This is a genomic window from Lacibacterium aquatile (assembly GCF_042683105.1).
Taxonomy (GTDB): Bacteria; Pseudomonadota; Alphaproteobacteria; order Elsterales; family Elsteraceae; genus Lacibacterium; species Lacibacterium aquatile.
Window position 1 is genome coordinate 129,136 of the sequence record NZ_JBHUIP010000013.1, and the last position, 16,960, is coordinate 146,095.

Annotated in this window: 20 protein-coding genes; 13 read left to right on the forward strand and 7 right to left on the reverse strand. The window is 61.5% G+C overall.

Features of this window, described 5'->3' with window-relative positions:
* Positions 1 to 47 precede the first annotated feature (47 nt).
* The 8 genes from ACFSM5_RS15745 to ACFSM5_RS15780 are packed head-to-tail and all read left to right on the forward strand — an operon-like array spanning position 48 to position 5,241.
* A complete protein-coding gene (locus ACFSM5_RS15745; protein WP_379877733.1) occupies positions 48 to 323 on the forward strand; it encodes a phage tail assembly protein in 276 nt (91 codons plus the stop codon).
* Between the two features lie 8 nt (positions 324 to 331).
* Positions 332 to 460, forward strand: coding sequence for a GpE family phage tail protein (locus ACFSM5_RS15750; protein ID WP_379877727.1), 129 nt, complete (start codon positions 332 to 334; stop codon positions 458 to 460).
* 19 nt (positions 461 to 479) lie between these two features.
* Positions 480 to 1,742 carry a DNA circularization N-terminal domain-containing protein gene (locus ACFSM5_RS15755; protein ID WP_379877441.1) on the forward strand — a complete coding sequence of 421 codons (1,263 nt, stop codon included), beginning with the start codon at positions 480 to 482 and terminating at the stop codon, positions 1,740 to 1,742.
* A 1-nt stretch (position 1,743) separates the two neighbouring features.
* A complete protein-coding gene (locus ACFSM5_RS15760) occupies positions 1,744 to 2,226 on the forward strand; it encodes a phage GP46 family protein (protein ID WP_379877442.1) in 483 nt (160 codons plus the stop codon).
* A 2-nt stretch (positions 2,227 to 2,228) separates the two neighbouring features.
* Positions 2,229 to 3,314: a baseplate J/gp47 family protein gene (locus ACFSM5_RS15765; RefSeq protein ID WP_379877444.1), complete on the forward strand. Its 1,086-nt coding sequence runs from the start codon at positions 2,229 to 2,231 to the stop codon at positions 3,312 to 3,314.
* Positions 3,302 to 3,961 (forward strand): putative phage tail protein, encoded by a 660-nt coding sequence (locus tag ACFSM5_RS15770; protein ID WP_379877445.1) that lies wholly within the window; start codon positions 3,302 to 3,304, stop codon positions 3,959 to 3,961. The genes ACFSM5_RS15765 and ACFSM5_RS15770 overlap by 13 nt, the downstream gene beginning before the upstream one ends.
* A gap of 22 nt (positions 3,962 to 3,983) precedes the next feature.
* Positions 3,984 to 4,667, forward strand: coding sequence for a gp53-like domain-containing protein (locus ACFSM5_RS15775; RefSeq protein WP_379877446.1), 684 nt, complete (start codon positions 3,984 to 3,986; stop codon positions 4,665 to 4,667).
* A gap of 10 nt (positions 4,668 to 4,677) precedes the next feature.
* Complete coding sequence (locus ACFSM5_RS15780; protein ID WP_379877447.1) at positions 4,678 to 5,241, forward strand: hypothetical protein; 564 nt, start codon at positions 4,678 to 4,680, stop codon at positions 5,239 to 5,241.
* A 2-nt stretch (positions 5,242 to 5,243) separates the two neighbouring features.
* Here the strand turns inward: ACFSM5_RS15780 and ACFSM5_RS15785 are convergent, their stop codons facing one another.
* Positions 5,244 to 5,582, reverse strand: coding sequence for a hypothetical protein (locus ACFSM5_RS15785; RefSeq protein ID WP_379877448.1), 339 nt, complete (start codon positions 5,580 to 5,582; stop codon positions 5,244 to 5,246).
* Between the two features lie 89 nt (positions 5,583 to 5,671).
* On the opposite strand from ACFSM5_RS15785, the gene ACFSM5_RS15790 reads away from it, so the two are divergent.
* The 4 genes from ACFSM5_RS15790 to ACFSM5_RS15805 all read left to right on the forward strand — a co-directional run bounded on the left by ACFSM5_RS15790 (position 5,672) and on the right by ACFSM5_RS15805 (position 10,004).
* Positions 5,672 to 6,487 carry a DUF3108 domain-containing protein gene (locus ACFSM5_RS15790; protein ID WP_379877449.1) on the forward strand — a complete coding sequence of 272 codons (816 nt, stop codon included), beginning with the start codon at positions 5,672 to 5,674 and terminating at the stop codon, positions 6,485 to 6,487.
* Between the two features lie 56 nt (positions 6,488 to 6,543).
* A complete protein-coding gene (locus tag ACFSM5_RS15795; RefSeq protein WP_379877450.1) occupies positions 6,544 to 8,001 on the forward strand; it encodes an NAD-dependent succinate-semialdehyde dehydrogenase in 1,458 nt (485 codons plus the stop codon).
* Positions 8,002 to 8,012: 11 nt separating this feature from the next.
* The gene (gene gor, locus ACFSM5_RS15800) at positions 8,013 to 9,377 is read left to right on the forward strand and encodes a glutathione-disulfide reductase (RefSeq protein WP_379877451.1); all 1,365 of its coding nucleotides are present in this window, start codon (positions 8,013 to 8,015) and stop codon (positions 9,375 to 9,377) included.
* A 63-nt stretch (positions 9,378 to 9,440) separates the two neighbouring features.
* On the forward strand, positions 9,441 to 10,004 hold the full coding sequence (locus tag ACFSM5_RS15805; RefSeq protein WP_379877452.1) for a 3'-5' exonuclease: 564 nt from the start codon (positions 9,441 to 9,443) through the stop codon (positions 10,002 to 10,004).
* 70 nt (positions 10,005 to 10,074) lie between these two features.
* On the opposite strand, the gene argC is transcribed toward ACFSM5_RS15805, so the two are convergent.
* From argC to ACFSM5_RS15830, 5 genes are all read right to left on the reverse strand, one after another.
* Entirely contained in the window at positions 10,075 to 11,025 is a 951-nt protein-coding gene (gene argC, locus ACFSM5_RS15810; RefSeq protein WP_417498526.1) for an N-acetyl-gamma-glutamyl-phosphate reductase, read from the reverse strand.
* Positions 11,026 to 11,080: 55 nt separating this feature from the next.
* Complete coding sequence (locus ACFSM5_RS15815) at positions 11,081 to 11,611, reverse strand: GNAT family N-acetyltransferase (protein ID WP_379877453.1); 531 nt, start codon at positions 11,609 to 11,611, stop codon at positions 11,081 to 11,083.
* A gap of 256 nt (positions 11,612 to 11,867) precedes the next feature.
* On the reverse strand, positions 11,868 to 12,968 hold the full coding sequence (locus ACFSM5_RS15820; protein ID WP_379877454.1) for an alpha/beta hydrolase family protein: 1,101 nt from the start codon (positions 12,966 to 12,968) through the stop codon (positions 11,868 to 11,870).
* The gene (locus tag ACFSM5_RS15825) at positions 12,965 to 14,113 is read right to left on the reverse strand and encodes a nicotinate phosphoribosyltransferase (protein ID WP_379877455.1); all 1,149 of its coding nucleotides are present in this window, start codon (positions 14,111 to 14,113) and stop codon (positions 12,965 to 12,967) included. Before ACFSM5_RS15825 ends, ACFSM5_RS15820 begins: the two co-directional genes overlap by 4 nt.
* 21 nt (positions 14,114 to 14,134) lie before the next feature.
* The gene (locus ACFSM5_RS15830; RefSeq protein WP_379877457.1) at positions 14,135 to 15,505 is read right to left on the reverse strand and encodes a class II 3-deoxy-7-phosphoheptulonate synthase; all 1,371 of its coding nucleotides are present in this window, start codon (positions 15,503 to 15,505) and stop codon (positions 14,135 to 14,137) included.
* A gap of 219 nt (positions 15,506 to 15,724) precedes the next feature.
* Between ACFSM5_RS15830 and ACFSM5_RS15835 the strand changes: the two genes are divergently transcribed.
* Positions 15,725 to 16,087 carry a DUF4189 domain-containing protein gene (locus tag ACFSM5_RS15835; protein ID WP_379877458.1) on the forward strand — a complete coding sequence of 121 codons (363 nt, stop codon included), beginning with the start codon at positions 15,725 to 15,727 and terminating at the stop codon, positions 16,085 to 16,087.
* A 62-nt stretch (positions 16,088 to 16,149) separates the two neighbouring features.
* Here the strand turns inward: ACFSM5_RS15835 and ACFSM5_RS15840 are convergent, their stop codons facing one another.
* The gene (locus ACFSM5_RS15840; protein ID WP_379877459.1) at positions 16,150 to 16,956 is read right to left on the reverse strand and encodes an SDR family NAD(P)-dependent oxidoreductase; all 807 of its coding nucleotides are present in this window, start codon (positions 16,954 to 16,956) and stop codon (positions 16,150 to 16,152) included.
* Positions 16,957 to 16,960 lie beyond the last annotated feature (4 nt).

A 16,960-nucleotide genomic window follows, 5' to 3' on the forward strand; every position in this document is an offset into this window, starting at 1 on the left:
TGCCGGTTTTTTTGCGTCCAAAATCCACTTCAACAACGGAGACCATCATGAGCGATACCATCACCTACACCCTGCAGTATCCCTTCCAGTTCACCGCCAGCCGCTGGATCGATCAGCTGGTATTCCAGACCGAACCCAAGGTTCGGGATCTGAAGCGCCTCGACCATGCCTCGGGCGGGATCGAAGCTGGGATCGTGCTGCTGTCGGTCCTGTCCGGCGAGCCGGTGGACCTGATCGAAGCGCTCAAAGCCTCGGACTATGTGGGGGCTTCGAAACTGGTGGGCCCTACGGTGGCCGGCTTCCTCGGGGCTGGCGCGCACTAAGGGCGGATATCGCCGGAATTTTCCATTGGCAGCCGTCGGAAATCGACCGGCTGAGCATCAGCGACTTCCTGGATGCCCATGCGGACGCAGTGGACTTCCACCGCCGAAGCACGGGCGCATCCGGGCGGTCTTCTTAAAGGCAAGAGGAGACGGGCTATGAGTAATCTTCCGCCCCTCAAGAATGCCTCCTTCCGGGGGGTTGCCTTCACGGCGACCTCCCATTCCGTATCCATCGGGCGGCGGCTGGCAAGCCACCAGTTCCCGCAGCGGGATCTGGGGTATCAGGAGGATATTGGCCGCCAGGACCGCAGCTTCACGCTCGACGGCTATCTGGTGGGCGAGGATGTGGAATATCAGCGCGACCAACTGATGGCCGCGCTGGAAACGCCGGGGGCGGGGGAGTTGCAGCATCCCTGGCTGGGGCGGCTGTGGGTGGTCGCCAAACCCACGGATCTACAGGAAAACAGGCAGGAACGGCGCAAGGTGACGGTGAAGCTGAGCTTCACCGAAGCCGAAGAACCGCGCGCGGCCAATCCAACCGAAAAGCGCCTCTCCCCCGCCGCAACCCGGCGGACAGCAGCCGGCAAAGTGCGGCAGTCGGGCTGGGATATGCTTGGAGGGGTGAATATGAGGGGCGCTCCTAGCTTTGCCTGGGACAGCGGGCGTCAGGGACTGGGCAGTCTGGGCGGGATGCTTCAGGCGATCCAGGGTGGACTGCCTAGCGGAAATAGCGGGTATTCCGCCGGACGCAATGCCCGTTCGCTGGTGGGCAATGCCGACGGTTTTCTGGGGCAGCCTTCGGGCATCGGTCCGTTGTTGACCGAAACGCTGGGCGGCATGCTGGGTGAGTCCCAGGGGCTCGATAGCGGAGGACGGCAGAGGACATCCGCGCGGGTCGATGGTTATCGCGTCAGCCGAGATATGGATGCCTATGCGCTGGCGATGGAGCCCTCGCCTATGCCCGCGAATGCCACCCGCTGGCGACGGCAGTCGGTGGCAACTGAAAGCCGGATCCTGGAGGGCGGGCGGCTCGTGATGCTGGCTGAGGCTTCGGACTGGCTGTTGCCGGGCTTGCTGGATAACGCCTCCTCACGCGAGGTGGCAATGGAACGGGTCGAACCCTTGCTCGGCTGGTCCGAACGGGAACGGATGGCGGCGGCAAACCGGCGGGACGATACAGCCTGGCGGGCGGTGGGAGAATTGCAGCAAAGCATCCGCACCTCCGCCATGGCCCGGCCCAACGGTTTGCAGACGGCGCGACTTGTGACCCCAACGCCGTCACTGGTGGCGGCGCATCGGCTCTATGGCGATGCCGGGCGTTGGCGAGAAGCTGCCGATGCCTTCGTGGATCCCTATGAGCTTGCGCATCCAGGGTTCCTGAATGGCAGTGGCCGGGTGCCTATGTCGCGGGGGATATGACATGGCGGACTTCAGGACAATCTGGCGGGCGGATCGCTTCATCGGCGATTTCGCCCCTTCCGACGGTGGGTTGGCTGTCGGTTGCGATCTGACCACATCGGTATTGATCAGCCTGTTTACCCATCGGCGCGCTCACCCGGACGACCGTCTACCGGATCAGGCACAGGGCGATCGCCGCGGCTGGTGGGCGGATATCGCCAACAGCCGACCCATCGGCTCGCGCCTCTGGCTGCTGTCGCGTGAGAAGCAGACCGATGAAACACTAAGGCGTGCGGAGGCCTATGGGCGCGAAGCACTGCAGTGGCTGATCGCCGATGGCATCGCTAGCCGGGTTGAGGTGGTTGCCGAAGCACCCCGGCAAGGGGTGCTCGCTCTGGGTGTGACGATCATCCGGGACAGTAACGAGACACGGCGCCTGTTGCTGGAAGCCCCTTGGACGGGCCTCGAAAGCTGCGTCGACATCAAGGTTTCTCAAGGAGAATAACCATGGATGCCCAAGATATCGGTTTCCTGCGACCGAGCCTGCCGGATCTCATGGCGCGGGCGGCAGATGAACTCAACCTCGCGGTGCCGGGTGCGGGGGCACACCTGCGCTGGAGCAATCTCGGCGTTCTGGCGGCGGTGGTCGCGGGGGCGGCCCATGAACTTCACGGTCATCTGGAGGCTATTGCCGGTGCCGTTCTGCCGGATCGGGCAACAGGTCTGCTGCTGGATCGACATGCAAGCTGGAGAGGAATATCCCGGCTTCCGGCTACGGCTGCGAGCGGGGAAGTCAAAGTCGTGGGGGCTGAGCCTTCCTCTTTAATTCCGGCAGGCAGCCGCTACGTCAGCTCGGCAAAACTACTCTATGAAGTGCTGGCGCCGGGCGGGCTCGTCGATGCTGGCGGTGAGGCTGTCGTTTCGCTGGAGGCTCTAGAACCTGGCTCTCAGGCAAATCTGCCAACGGGTGCTACCCTGACTTTGGTCGCGCCCCTGGCGGGTATTCCTGCGGCTGCCAGTGTGCTGGGCGGTGGTTTGGCCGGCGGAACGGGGCAGGAGGATGACGAGGCTCTACGCGCACGACTAGCCGCCCATGTTCAGCGTCCGCCCCAAGGTGGCGCCGAACATGATTACGTCGCCTGGGCCAAATCCGTTCCCGGCGTGACGAGGGCCTGGGCAGCTGGCGGGCGTCCTGGGGTCGGGCTAGTTACAGTTCGCTTCATGATGGATGAGACCTACGAGAACGGTTTGCCGCAAGCGGGCGATGTGGCCGCTGTGCAGGCTGTGCTCGATGCGGAAAGACCTTTGACGGCGTTGCCTGTCGCGCTGTCCCCAATTCCCCTGGTGATCCCGGTGAGCATCGGCGGGTTGCAACCCTCGACACCGGCTGTAAGGCAAGCTGTCGAGGCCGAACTGCGCGATCTGTTCAAATATGGCACCGCGCTCGGTCGACGTTTGCCTATCAGCCATGTCCGTGAAGCTATCAGTCGTGCGACCGGCGAGAGCGATCATGTGCTGCTCGAGCCTGTTGGGGACATTTTGCCCGCCGACGGTGAAATACCGATTTTGGGGACGCTGACATGGCCGGTGTAACCTGTCCACCGATTGCTCCCCGGCTGGTTGATGCAGCCCAGCCCTTTAGGCCGTTCGGTGATAAGGCAAGCTATCGCGATCTGCTCCTGGCACTGCTTCCGCCAGGCGAGGTCTGGGCGCGGCAGGGGGATAGTGTCCTGGGCGAAGTGCTGGGGGCTATCGCGGCTGCGATGCTGGCACCTGCGGATAAACGGGCTGCGGATCTGCTGAACGAGATCGACCCCAGGAGCGTGAGTGAACTCATCCCGCGATGGGAGAACTGGCTCGGTCTGCCCGATGCCTGCGATCCGGCTGGTAGCGGCGACTATCCTGCGCGCCGAGCGAATATTCTGACACGTGAAACGGCAGGACCGATCAATCGAAAAGCCGATCTTCAGGCCTTTATCGAAGATTTCGGATATGGCGTCACAATCGAGGAGCCAATGCCGCTGGGGACGGGACATGGCCGGTCGGGATGCATGCGGACGGGGAGCCAATGGCACGGGTTGTTTGTACGTGTGCTCTGCCGTCCAGGTAATGCTTCTCCCCGCATCGGCACCGGACGCGCCGGTCTGATGCGGGTTGGGGACTGTATTCCCCGGCCAATCGACTGTCTGCTGCGACGGTTCCTGCCCGCCCACGTGGCGTTGGCCGTCGTCTACACCTAATCATCACATCTGGAGAAATTGAATGGACCTTATCCGTCACGCGGATACGGCGCTGGCTATGCCTGCGCCAACTGCAGGCATCCCCGCCAGCGGCACTGTGGACGACAAGCCAGGATGGTTCGTCGATTGCGACCTCGAAAGCGGGATCCTCGGAACCCCGATCATGGCGCAATGGGCCAACGGAATTCAGGCCGAGATCGTCAACACAATCACAAAGGCTGGTTTGACGCCGAACTACGGTGCATGGGACCAATTGGGTCTGGCGGTGGAAAAACTCGTCTCAACCGGGCCGTTGGCGACCACCACCATCGCCGGACGGGCGCGTCTGGCTACTGCCGACGAAGCACGGACGCCTGCATTTAATGATGCGGTTTTGACGCCAGCCACCCTGGGTGAGGCCTTCAAATCCCTCAATCAAAATCTGGGCGCCAATGGATACCAGAGATTGCCAGGGGGCCTCATTCTGCAATGGGGGACCTACAACCATGATCTCCAGCAAGGGCAGCATTTCAGCTATCCCATCGCTTTCCCGACAGCGGTGCGCAGTATCATTCTGAATGATGGTGCCAACGCCGTTGCAACGGCAGTCCGCGTCATAGCGGCCACGCCGGTCGATCTGGCCAATTTTTCCGTCTTTACCTGGCGTCCCTACACGGGTGCGGCAGAGCTCGCCGGTATCTTCAACATGATCGCCATCGGTTACTGAGGAGACGGAAATGACGGTTTATTACAGTGCCGAAACGGGCGGCTTCTATGTTCCCGAAATTCATGGGGATGCGATTCCCCCCAATGCGGTCATGATTACGCGTACGGAGCACGCCGCATTGTTGGATGGACAGTCTGCTGGTCAGCAGATTATGTCCGATGAGGATGGAAGGCCGATCCTGGTGGATCGCCCTCCTCCGGTTCTTGAACTGGTGAAAGCACGAGCGCTACGGCAGATCGATTGGGATGCGGAACAATACCGACTGACGCTGGTGACGCCAGGCAGTGCCCAGGCCATGGTCTATTTGGCCAAGGAAGACGAAGCGCGTCGCTTTGTCCTGGATTCCGCTCCAGATGCTGAAAATTACCCGCTGCTCGCGGCAGAAGTGGGCGTTACCGCAGAGGATCTGCCAGGGGTCGCCGCTCAGGTTGCTACCCTTGCGAGCGCCTGGCGACAAGCGGCTGCAGGTATCGAGACAATACGGCTGGCTGGTAAGAAAGCAGTGCAGGAGGCGGAGAATGCTGCATCGGTGGAAGCCGTCCTAGCAGCACTGGCCTTCCCTTCAGCGAGTTAGGGCTATTTTAAAGGAGACGGTGCCGGTTGTTTTGGGTCAACCGAGGCAACCGGCATAGGGCAGCCGCATAGAGGACAGCGTGGTGCCCGTTCGACCGTGGCCAGGAGTTCTGCGGCCTGATCCGGGGGCGCCTTGCCTTGCAAGGCAGCCCGAACATCAGCCATCAAGGCATCGTGATTAGGGTCTCCACCGCAGCGTTTGGCGAATTCAAGCCGGGCGTCGGCGTCGAGCGGCTCAATCGAGAGTGCATGAGCGGCAATCGGCAGGGCCGCTCCGGCCAAGGCAACGCCCGAGCAGGTGAAGAAACGACGGCGGTTGAAGTTCTCGGTCACGGGCGTCACTCTGCACTCTTGCGGGGTTCAGCCCCCTGGAAACGATTGGCTATCCTTGCCACATAAGATGGCGAGAGCGTGATGAGAAGGGAAGCCTGATGCATCGATTTGCCGTCGTTCCATGCCTGCTGTCCTTGCTTGCCGCTCCTTCGGCGGTACAGGCGGATCGGTTACGGTACGACATTTATGTCGGTGGGGTTCATGCGGCGGAATTGACCGTCAACATGGCGCTCGATGGCTCGAAATACGCGATGTCCATAGAAGGCCGCACCCGGGGCATGACAGAGTGGCTCCTGGGATGGCGCATCAGTTCAATGGTTGAAGGGGAGCGGGGAGAAAGTGGGGTCAGTCCCTCTTATCAACGCTCTTTGAGTCGCTTCCGAGGCACGGAGCGTTCGGTCGATATTCGTTTCGGCGACGGCAAAATCCTTGGCTGGAGCGTCACCCCGCCCGAGGAGCCGGATCCGGACCGGGTGCCGGTCACCCTTGCAGAGACCACCGGGGCCGTCGACATGATGAGCGGGCTTCTGGGGGCACTGCTAGATAGTGCGGACGGTCGTTGTCCCGAACGGGCACGGGTTTTTGACGGACGCCGACGGACCGATCTGATGTTTCTGGATATGGGCACGGTCAGGCTGAAGCCAACCACTTATGGCATCTATCAGGGCGATGCCTTCCGATGCCTGATGACCGTCGAGCGGATCGCCGGATATCTGAAACGCGAGACGGAATGGAATCGGGCCGAAGATAGAGGGCGCCCCGCTACAATCTTTATGCAACAGGCGGCCCCAGGATTACCCCCAATCCCTGTACGAGTTGAAAGCGATCTGACATTGGGTCAGGTGGTCGTTCATCTGACGGGAGTCGATGAAACCGACGTCTGGCCTCGCCTTGGCCCCTTGCCTACGGACTGAGGCAAGGCAATACTACAGCTTATCTTTTATATAAGACACAAGACAAGGACGCGATAATGCCGCTCGATCAAGCCAGCCTGTTCCGCCAGCTCGGATATATTGATGGCGCCTGGGTGCCCGCCGATAGCGGGGCCGTGACCGAGATTGATGATCCGGCCACTGGCAAGATCATCGGTACCGTTCCCGACATGGGGGCGGCGGAAACCAAGCGTGCCATTGAAGCGGCTTATAAGGCGTTGCCTGCCTGGTCGGCAAAGCTGGCCAAGGAGCGTTACGACGTTCTGAAGCGCTGGGCGGCGCTCATGATGGAGAATATCGAGCCGTTGGCTCGCATCATGGTGCTGGAGCAGGGCAAGCCGCTGGCTGAAGCCAAAGGCGAAATCACCATCGGCGCCGCCTATATCGACTGGTATGCCGAAGAGGCGCGGCGCTCCTACGGTGACATCGTGCCGACCCACAAGAGCGGTACCCGTATTCTCGTCAGCCGCCAGCCGGTCGGGGTCTGTGCGGCGATCACGCCCTGGAATTTCCCCTCGTCCATGATCGCGCGCAAGGTCGGACCGGCCTTGGCGGTTGGCTGCACGATGGTGCTGAAGCCTGCCCCTCAGACGCCCTATTCAGCCTTGGCCCTGGCAGCACTGGCGGAGGAAGCCGGAGTGCCGAAGGGTGTTTTCAGTGTCGTGGTGGGGGACGCCGCCAAGATTGGCCCGGAGCTGACCGGCAATCCGCTGGTCCGCAAGCTGACCTTCACTGGCTCCACGCCCGTTGGCAAAATGCTGATGGCACAATGCGCCGCTACCATGAAGAAGCTGAGCCTGGAGCTTGGCGGCAATGCTCCCTTCATCGTATTCGATGACGCCGATGTGGATGCGGCGGTGCAGGGTGCCATGGCCTCGAAGTATCGTAATGCCGGTCAGACCTGCATCTGCGCCAATCGTGTTTTTGTTCAGGCCGGGATCTATGACTCCTTTGCCAAGAAATATGCGGAGGCGGCGGCGGGGTTGAAGGTTGGGAACGGTCTTGAGGCCGGGATCACCTCCGGTCCGCTGATCGACGACAAGGCCATCGCGAAGGTCGAAGGACTGGTCGAGGATGCCAAGTCCAAGGGGGCTAAGGTCATTCTGGGCGGCAAGCGCCATAGTCTGGGCGGCCGCTTCTATGAGCCGACCGTGCTGACCGATATCAAGCCGGGCATGCGTCTGCTGGACGAGGAGATCTTCGGCCCGGTCGCGCCGCTGATGAAATTCGAGGCCGAGGAGGACGCCGTCCGCCTTGCCAACGACACGCCCTTCGGGCTTGCCGCCTATGTCTATACCAAGGATCTTGGCCGGGCTTTCCGGATGAGCGAGGCATTGGAATACGGCATGGTGGCGGTGAACGAGGGAATCCTCGCCACTCCCGAAGCTCCGTTTGGCGGCATCAAGGAAAGTGGCGTCGGCCGTGAAGGCGGACACCAGGGTCTCGATGAATATCTTGAAACCAAATACACGTTGATGGGCGGCATTGGCCGCTAAGGAACAGAAAAGTGGCTTATGATTTTGATCTCCTGACCCTGGGTGCAGGGTCGGGCGGTGTGGCGGGTAGCCGTCGCGCCGCGTCCTATGGCGCTAAGGTGGGTATCATCGAAGGACGCCGCATCGGCGGCACCTGCGTGCTTCGGGGCTGTGTGCCCAAGAAGCTGCTGATCTATGGTGTCGACTTCGCGAGCGCCATGAGCGAGGCGGCTGGCTTTGGCTGGACCATCGGTGAGAATACGCTCGACTGGGGCAAGCTGATTGCCGCCAAGGACCATGAGCTCGACCGGCTCAACGGCATCTATATCAATATGCTGAACAACGCGAAGGTTCAGACGATCGAGGGTTATGGCGTCATTCTCGATCCACACACGGTACAGGTCGGCGATAAGCGCTATACGGCCGAGCGGATCATGATCGCCACCGGCGGCCATGCGATGATCCCCGATATTCCCGGCAAGGAACTGGGCATCACGTCCGATGAGGCGCTGGATCTCAAGGAACTGCCGCGCCGGATCCTGATCTATGGGGCAGGCTATATCGCGGTCGAGTTCGCGGGCATCTTCAATGCCGCTGGATCCGAGGTAACCCTGGCCTATCGCGGCGACAAGCTGCTGCGTGGGTTCGATGAGGAAATCCGCGACCATCTGACCGCGACCTTGAGCGAACACAAGATCCAGCAATGGCCGGAAACAACGGTTGCCAAGCTCGAACGGGGTAAGGATGGCATCGTTGCGACCATGAGCAACGGCACACAGATCACGGTCGATCAGGTGATGTTCGCCACGGGTCGCAAGCCCAATACCAAGGGCATCGGGCTGGAGAATGTTGGGATCGCGGTTGGTGAGCGCGGCGAAATCCCGGTCAATGCCGACAGCCTGACCGTGGTGCCGAACATCTATGCCGTGGGCGATGTGACGGACCGCATGAACCTGACCCCGGTCGCGATTGCCGAAGCGCGGGCGATTGCCGAGACGCTTTATAACAATAACCCCACCCAGGTCTCGCATCTGATGGTGCCGACGGCTGTTTTCTCGCGCCCGGAAGTGGGTGTGGTTGGGCTTTCGGAAGAAGGCGCGATCCTGCACGGCCATAAGGTCAAGGTCTTCACGGCCAAGTTCCGCCCGATGAAGAACACCCTGTCCGGCAAGACCGACCGCACCCTTATGAAGCTGGTGGTGGATGCCGACACCGATAAGGTGTTGGGCGCCCATATGGTCGGCCCTGATGCGGGCGAGATCACGCAGGGCTTGGGCGTCGCCTTGATCGCTGGAGCCACGAAAGCCGATTTCGACCGCACGATGGGAATCCATCCGACGGCTGCTGAAGAGTTCGTGACCATGCGCGACTGGAGACCGGGCAAAGGGCAGGCTTAGGGAGCGTATGGAATGAAGGCTGCAATCCTCTTCGACTGCGAGTTCGTTTGCAGAGAGGGGGCTATGCGCCGGATGTGGTGCGGTCCCCATGACCCTGATCCCGTCGTCGCGCAGATTGGCGCGGTGCGGCTGGGGCTGGAGGGGGACTATCCTCTGCTCGGCAGTTATCGCGCCTTCATTCCGCCCGTTGACCGTTTTGGCGAGCGATATCCGCTGGATCCCTATTTCACCAATCTGACTGGGATCACGGAGGCGGATATCCAGACCGAAGGGGTTCCATTGGAAAAAGCGCTGGCGGATCTGGATACCTTCGCGGAAGGGGGGGATTTTTGGTCCTGGGGTAAGGATGAGCTGAATATGCTGGCGATCAGCTGCTACGCCCTAGGGATCCAGCCCCCCATTCCTGCCCGTCGTTTCGATAATGCGGCAAAGCTGCTGCTGGCGTCGGGCATGCCGCTGGAAGATCTGGCGACGGTGAACAGCGGTCGCCTGGCCGACTATCACGGGATCGATCATCCGCCCCTAAGAGGGCATGATGCCTTGGACGACGCACTATCGATCGCCTACACGCTTCAGCATCTGCTGCGGGTGGGGAAGTTAGAGGCGCAGGCGTTCCATCGTTCTTGATGCTGCTTAAACAAAAACCCGCCCGGCCGTTATGGCTGGGCGGGTTTTTTGTCGTTTGGATTTTTGCTGCTTATGCCGCGAGCGAGTAGTCGTGCTTGGCCGAGATGCCGAGCATCAGGTCGAGGTTCTGGACAGCGGCGCCCGAGGCGCCCTTGCCCAGATTGTCGAGTCGTGCAGTCAGCAGTACAAGGTCGTCGTTCGCAAAGACCGACAGCTCAAGCTGGTTGGTGCCGTTGAGGCCCTCGGGCTCCAGCCCGGCGGGTTTGGCATCGAAGGGCAGAACGCTCACGAACCGCTGACCGGCGTAATGCTGGCTCAGGGCGTCATGGAGGTCCTTGGCGGTCGGATTCTTGGCAAGCGCCCAGAGCTGCAACGGCACCGAGACGATCATGCCCTGCCGGAAGCGACCGACGGAGGGCACGAACATCGGCTTGTGGGCCAGCGCACCGTACTTCTGCATCTCCGGCAGATGCTTGTGCTTCAGTTCCAGCCCATAGAGGCGGAACATATCGTTGGTGTGGTTGGGCGATGCTTCGTCTTCGAACGCCGCGATCAGGCTGTTGCCGCCGCCGGTATAGCCGGACACCGCATTGACCGAGATCGGATAGCTGTCCGGGATGAAGCCCGCATCCACCAGCGGCCGGATCAGCGCCACGGCGCCCGTCGGATAGCAACCGGGGTTCGATACCCGCTTGGAGGCCGCTATCTTTTCGGCCTGACCCGGCAGCATCTCGGGGAAACCATAGGTCCAGCCTTCGGCGACCCGATGGGCAGACGAGGGGTCGAGTACCTTGACGGCCGGATTGTCGATCATGGCGACAGCCTGCTTGGCGGCATCGTCGGGCAGGCAGAGGATCGCCAGATCGACGCTGTTAAGCAACCGCTTACGCTCGGCATCATCCTTGCGCCTAGCGTGGTCGATGCTGACGATTTCGAGATCGGTGCGGCCTTCGAGCCGCTGCCGGATCTGGAGTCCAGTGGTGCCGGCTTCGCCGTCGATGAAGATACTGGGTTTGCTCATGATGACGTTCCCGTAGCGCAAGGCGCGAATAATGGATCGGGGTAAGGTAGCAGGGTCAGGCTGCGACCGGAATCGGCAGGGCCGGGGCCTCGGCTGGCACGAAAGGGAGGATGAGGCCCTCCACATGATTCAATGCGCCGGGCTTCAGAGCCAGGGCATAAAGCCGTTCAGTCTTCTCACCGGGCATCTGCAGACCCATGGGGCCAGCGGGCCGGAAGCCGAACTTGCCGTAGAAATCGGCGAGATCGGAGACCAGAACCATGATGCCATGGCCAAGCTCGGTCGCCCGGGCCAGAGCAGCTTCCATCAGCTGTGCGCCAAGGCCGCTGCCCCGCAAATCGGGCGATACGGCCAGCGGGCCGAGCAGGAGGCCTTCGGTTTCGGCGATCTTGACCGGCCAGAACCGTAGGGTGCCGACAACCTCGCCATCGGCATTCCGTGCCACGTAGCAGAGGTTCTCCACTGCCGGGACGCCTTCCCGGAACCGATAGGAGGTCTTCCGCGTCCGGTCCGGGCCGAAACAGGTGTCGAGCAGGGTTTCAACGGCAGGCGCGTCTTGCGGCTGTTCCAGCGTCACGGAGTACATACACTTATCCTCGGGTATCGGAATTCGAAAGGCGGCAGTCTTTTTGTTCTTGCGGCTGCCTCGCCCCGAGGTTCGGTCTAGGGCCGAGTGTCCTCCCCAGAGCGGATCGCGGACGAGCGGGCAACGGCGCTGGAAACACAGCGTCGTTCCTTTCCTCGTCGCAAACTGATCACGGTCTGGTCCACTCAAGTGGCTCCTGAATTAAGTGCTGGGTGCTTTAGTATCAGATTCTGTGGCGACGTCAATATGCAGAATTTTATTCTCCGGCATCGCGCCATTGCATAAGAGCGCCTGCAGCCGAAATCGCGCCGATAAGATCGTCTTTCCGCAGGCTGGCCGGGTCGGCGTGGTCGAGGCCGTCGAGGAGGATCACGCGGGCCTGATCGGGTTTCAAAGCCTGGGCCAGGCTTTCGGCTTCGGTAGAGGGGACGATGCGGTCGCGGCGTCCGTGGATCAGAATGACATCGGCGTTCAGCGCGTCCAGCGACGATCCGGCAAGGCCGATATTCACCAGACGCTCGGCCAGCGCCGTCGGCAGGCTTGCCTTGGCTTCATCGAAGCTTTCTTCGTCGCGCGCGGTTGCCAGGGCGAAGACAGCCTTGCCTTCCTCCCCCAAGGACGCCGTCAGATCATCGACGTTGGCGGAAGGATCCGCCAGGCGGCGGGCCGCGATGGCGGAAAGGGTGGTTCGGTCTGCCGGATCGGCCACCAGATCGGCATGGATCGCCAGGAAGCTCCAGGTGCCGAAGGGGTTGGTGCCGCCGGTGACAAGGAACTTGGCGGTTTCGACGCTGTCGTAGACCCCGCCGACTCCAACCACAAGACCCACGAGGTCGCGGGTCTCAGCCTGCATTGCCGCCTTGATGGTCGGCGGCAGGGCATAGGAGGCGGCCAGCAAGGCGACACGGCTGCCCTGCGGTCGGTCGGCGGCGGCAAGGATGGCATCGCCGATCAGGTCGATATCGCTGTCCTCGATCCGCAGGCGGCGGAAATTCGCGATCTCCGGCACCAGCACGATGAAGCCCGATTTGGCGAGGCCATTGGCGGCGATCACGAGGCGGCTGTCATTGCGTCCCTGTGGCGATGCGCCAGGGACAAGTACCAGGACTGCCTTGGCAGTGCCACGCGGCTGATAGATATCGCCCTGGCGGAAGGTGCCGTTGCGCCCGACCCAGCCGCCGACTTCGCGCAAGGCTTCGGGGGCGAAGGCGTCGGCCAAGGTCGCGCCATTGCCGGTCACCCGCCAAAGGAGGAGGGCGCCGGACAGCCCGCCGGGCGGCAGCATGATCGCCAGGGCGACAGCCCCAGCGATCAACACTGCAAGAACACCGATCAGCAGCCGGGATAGAAGTTTCATCGCGGCAGCAGGAACTCGCGGCCAACCTTCACGCGCGGCACGCCGTTATAGGCGATGATATCGGCCGTCGCGTAGGTCTCCGCCCAATTCTCCGGCAGATAGGAGCCGGTGCCGATGACATCGATGGGCGCGCCCGCGACGGCCATGACCTTGCATTTCGCAGGGCCAAAGCCCGAGGAAACGATGATGCGGGTCTTGGAGAAACCAGCCTGATCCATCGCCTCGCGGAAATGGAAGATGGCGGCGGCGGTAACGCCGGTGCCAACCAGATTGCGCAGCTCGGTTTCCGTGCGATAGCCGCGCAGGGCATGCGGAGCGTGACGCTCCAGCACCGAATAGGCCTTGGCGGTGTCGAGCCCTTCGATGAAGCGGCCGCCATGGGTGTCGAGACGGAAGGCAATACGACCGGCCGCCGCCAGTTCCGGGAAACGTCGGCAGACCTCCAGGGCATCGGTGATCTCATGGCCGAAATAATCGACCAGCACGACCAGATCCTGGGTCGGAAAGGCGGCATGGAACATTTCGGCCGCTTTCACGGTCGAATTGGCATAACCGATCAGGGCATGCGGCATGGTGCCGAGGCCGCTTGACTTCCCGAAATAATGGGCCGTAGCGGAGGTGGCATTGCCGATGAAGCCGACGGCACCCACGGCGCGCTCGGCTGCTGCCGATCCGACATAGGCGGCATAGGCCATCATCTCGGCCATTTCCTGGCCTGCGCAATGGCGCGCTTCCATGGCGAGAAAGCCTACCTTGGGCAGATCCACGCACATGGTGAAGGCGTTATAGGCGGCAACGCAGGCGGGCCCGAGACGTTGCAGCAGCACAGTTTCTAGATCGACCAGATGGAAGAAGCTGCCGGTAACGGTGAAGAGCGGTTCGCCCGCACCGACCCAATCGCCTTCCTTGAAACGCGGTTCGATCTTGAAGCTTGTGCCACGTGACGCAGCCATGCCTTCCAGCCAGTCGAAAGCCAACTTCGGCGCGCAGAGGACCGGGCGCCGCATGAAGACGGCATAGGTAACCTCGGTATCGCCATTCTTGCCGATGATTTCCTTGGTTTTCAGGAAATAGGCATCGGTGCGCCCTGCCGCACTCTCGGCATCGAGAGGCGGCGCGGCGGGCAAGTGCTCCGGATGATCCATTCGGTTGTGGACGCGCCGCCGTTAGGCCGCGGCGCGCCGGCTCTCCCGTTCTGCTTTCAGTTTTTCGGCGGTCAGGAAAGCAAGCTCGATCGCCTGCTCGCCATTCAGGCGCGGGTCGCAATGGGTGTGGTACCGGTCGCCCAGATCCTCATCCATGATGGCCTGGGCGCCGCCCGTGCATTCAGTGACGTCCTGGCCGGTCATCTCGAAATGGACGCCACCCGCATGGGTGCCTTCGGCGCGATGGATGTCAAAGAATGCCTCGACCTCCGATCGCACGCGATCGAAGTGACGGGTTTTGTAGCCATTCGGCGTCTTGTGGGTATTGCCATGCATTGGGTCGCTGGACCAGACGACATTACGGCCTTCGCGCTCCACCAGACGGACAAGACCGGGCAGATGATTGCCGATCTTATCCGCGCCCATGCGAGCGATCAGGGTCAGGCGACCTGCTTCGTTCGACGGGTTGAGGCGGTCGATCAGGCGGATCAGATCGTCATGCTCCATCGTCGGGCCGACCTTCATGCCGATCGGATTCTTGATGCCGCGCATATATTCGACATGGGCACCGTCGAGCTGACGGGTGCGGTCGCCGATCCACAGCATATGGGCCGAGGTGTCGTACCATTCGCCGGTCAGCGAATCGACGCGGGTCATCGACTGCTCGAAGCCGAGCAGCAGCGCTTCATGGCTGGTGAAGACGTCGGTCTCGCGGATCTGAGGTGTGGTTTCCGAGGTCAGGCCGCAAGCTTCCATGAAGTTGAGGCATTCGGAAATGCGGTCGGCCAAAGCCTGGAAGCGTTCGCCTGCCGCGCTGCGGTTGACGAAGCCCAGGGTCCAGCGATGTACCCGGTGCAGATCGGCATAACCGCCCTGCGCAAAGGCGCGGATCAGGTTCAGTGTCGACGCCGACTGGTTATAGGCCTGGATCAGGCGGTTGGGATCGGGGATGCGGGCTTCGGGCGTGAACTCGATGCCATTGACCACGTCACCGCGATAGGAGGGCAGGGTCACGCCATCGCGCGTCTCGGTGTCTTCCGAACGCGGCTTGGCGAACTGACCGGCCAGACGGCCGACTTTGACCACCGGCACAGCCGACCCGAAGGTCAGGACAACCGCCATCTGCAACAATACGCGGAAGGTGTCGCGGATATTGTCGGGATGGAATTCGGCAAAGCTCTCGGCGCAGTCGCCGCCCTGGAGCAGAAAAGCCTTACCTTCCGAAACCTTGGCGAGCTGGTCCTTCAGGCGGCGGGCTTCACCCGCAAAAACCAAGGGCGGATACGAGCGGAGCTTTTCCTCGACAGCCGCCAATTGGGCGGCATCGGGATAAGCCGGAACCTGCCGGATCGGCTTGGTTCTCCAGCTTTCAGGGCTCCACTTGCCAGACATATCACACCTACTCGTTAATCTCGTGATCCGGACAAACAATTTTGCCGGGTCAGGAACGATACAGAAACTGCTGCCGGTGGGAAGCCTGTTTTTTCCTCAAGGTGGCTATGAAGTGCGCTCAATCCCTTGGTTTCAGACGAGACGGTCGGCGGGGTTGACTCATCCTTGTCGAAACTTCCAGAGTGAATTTGTGACAAATAAATACAAAGGGGAGCCGATATGAAAATCATAGCGAACGTGGGGTTTGCGTTAGCCCTTCTTATTGCGCCCGTAGGCGCCTTTGCTGCTGGCGCCATCGCAATTGTTGATGAAGAAGGTCTGGATCCGGAAGACGTTGGCTATGGTATCGGCTACGGCAAGAGCAAGGAAGCCGCTCAGGCTGCCGCGATGAATGAGTGTAAAAAAGCGGGCAACACGGGCTGCAAGGTCGCTGTCTGGTTCGAAACCTGCGGCGCTTATGCCGGGAACAAGACACATTATGGCATCGGGTATGGCCGATCCGAAGCCATCGCAAAAAAGATGGCGCTCGACGAATGTGGCGCGAAAAGCTGCAAGATCATCGTCTCCGACTGCGATAAATAAGCCGCAGCGGCTATAAGGGGCCGGGGCGTTGAGCCCCCGCCTTTTGATTCTGCCCGGCTGCCCTAAACGATCCCCCCATCGACGATCAGCGCTTGGCCAGCGATGCCGCCCGCTTCATCGGACGCAATAAATAGTGCGGTGCGGGCAACTTCCCGCGCGTCCAGGCGATATTTCAGACATTGGATATCCAGGAACTGCTGGTTGGCTTCCGGGGTCAGCCAGAGTTTTTCCTGGCGTTCGGTCAGGATCGCACCCGGCACCAGGGCATTGACGCGGATGCCATGTTTGCCGAATTCGCGGGCGAGGGTGCGGGTCAAACCATGGATCGCGGCTTTTGACGTCGTATAGCCCGCCATGCCGTCGCGCCCGCGCATCCAGGAAATCGAGCCCATATTGATGATCGCTCCGCCGCCCGCATCTCGCATGCCTTTCCAGACTGTCTGCGCGGCAAAGAAATGGTGGCGCATATTGACGGCCAGACAATCGTCCCAATAGGCGGGCGTGACCTCATCCACCGTATGTCGGTCGTCCCGGGCGGCATTGTTGAGCAGCACCCGGATCGGGCCTAGACTATCTGCGGTCTTTTCCAAAGACGCTTTCAGCCTGTCGATATCGCGCACGTCGCATTCAAGCGCCAGCGGCCGGTCCAGCCCTTCGGCCGCCAATTGATCCGCTAGCGCCGATGCCGCAGCCATATCGATATCGCAGAAGGCGACGCGGGCACCCTGGCGGGCGAACTGGGTCACGAATTCAGCGCCGATCCCACTGGCGCCGCCGCTTATGAACACGACACGGCCATGAAGACTGGGATAGCGTGCGACCGCTGAATGTCTGTGGGCTGTCAGATCTTTGGGGGCGGGCGATGTCATCGCT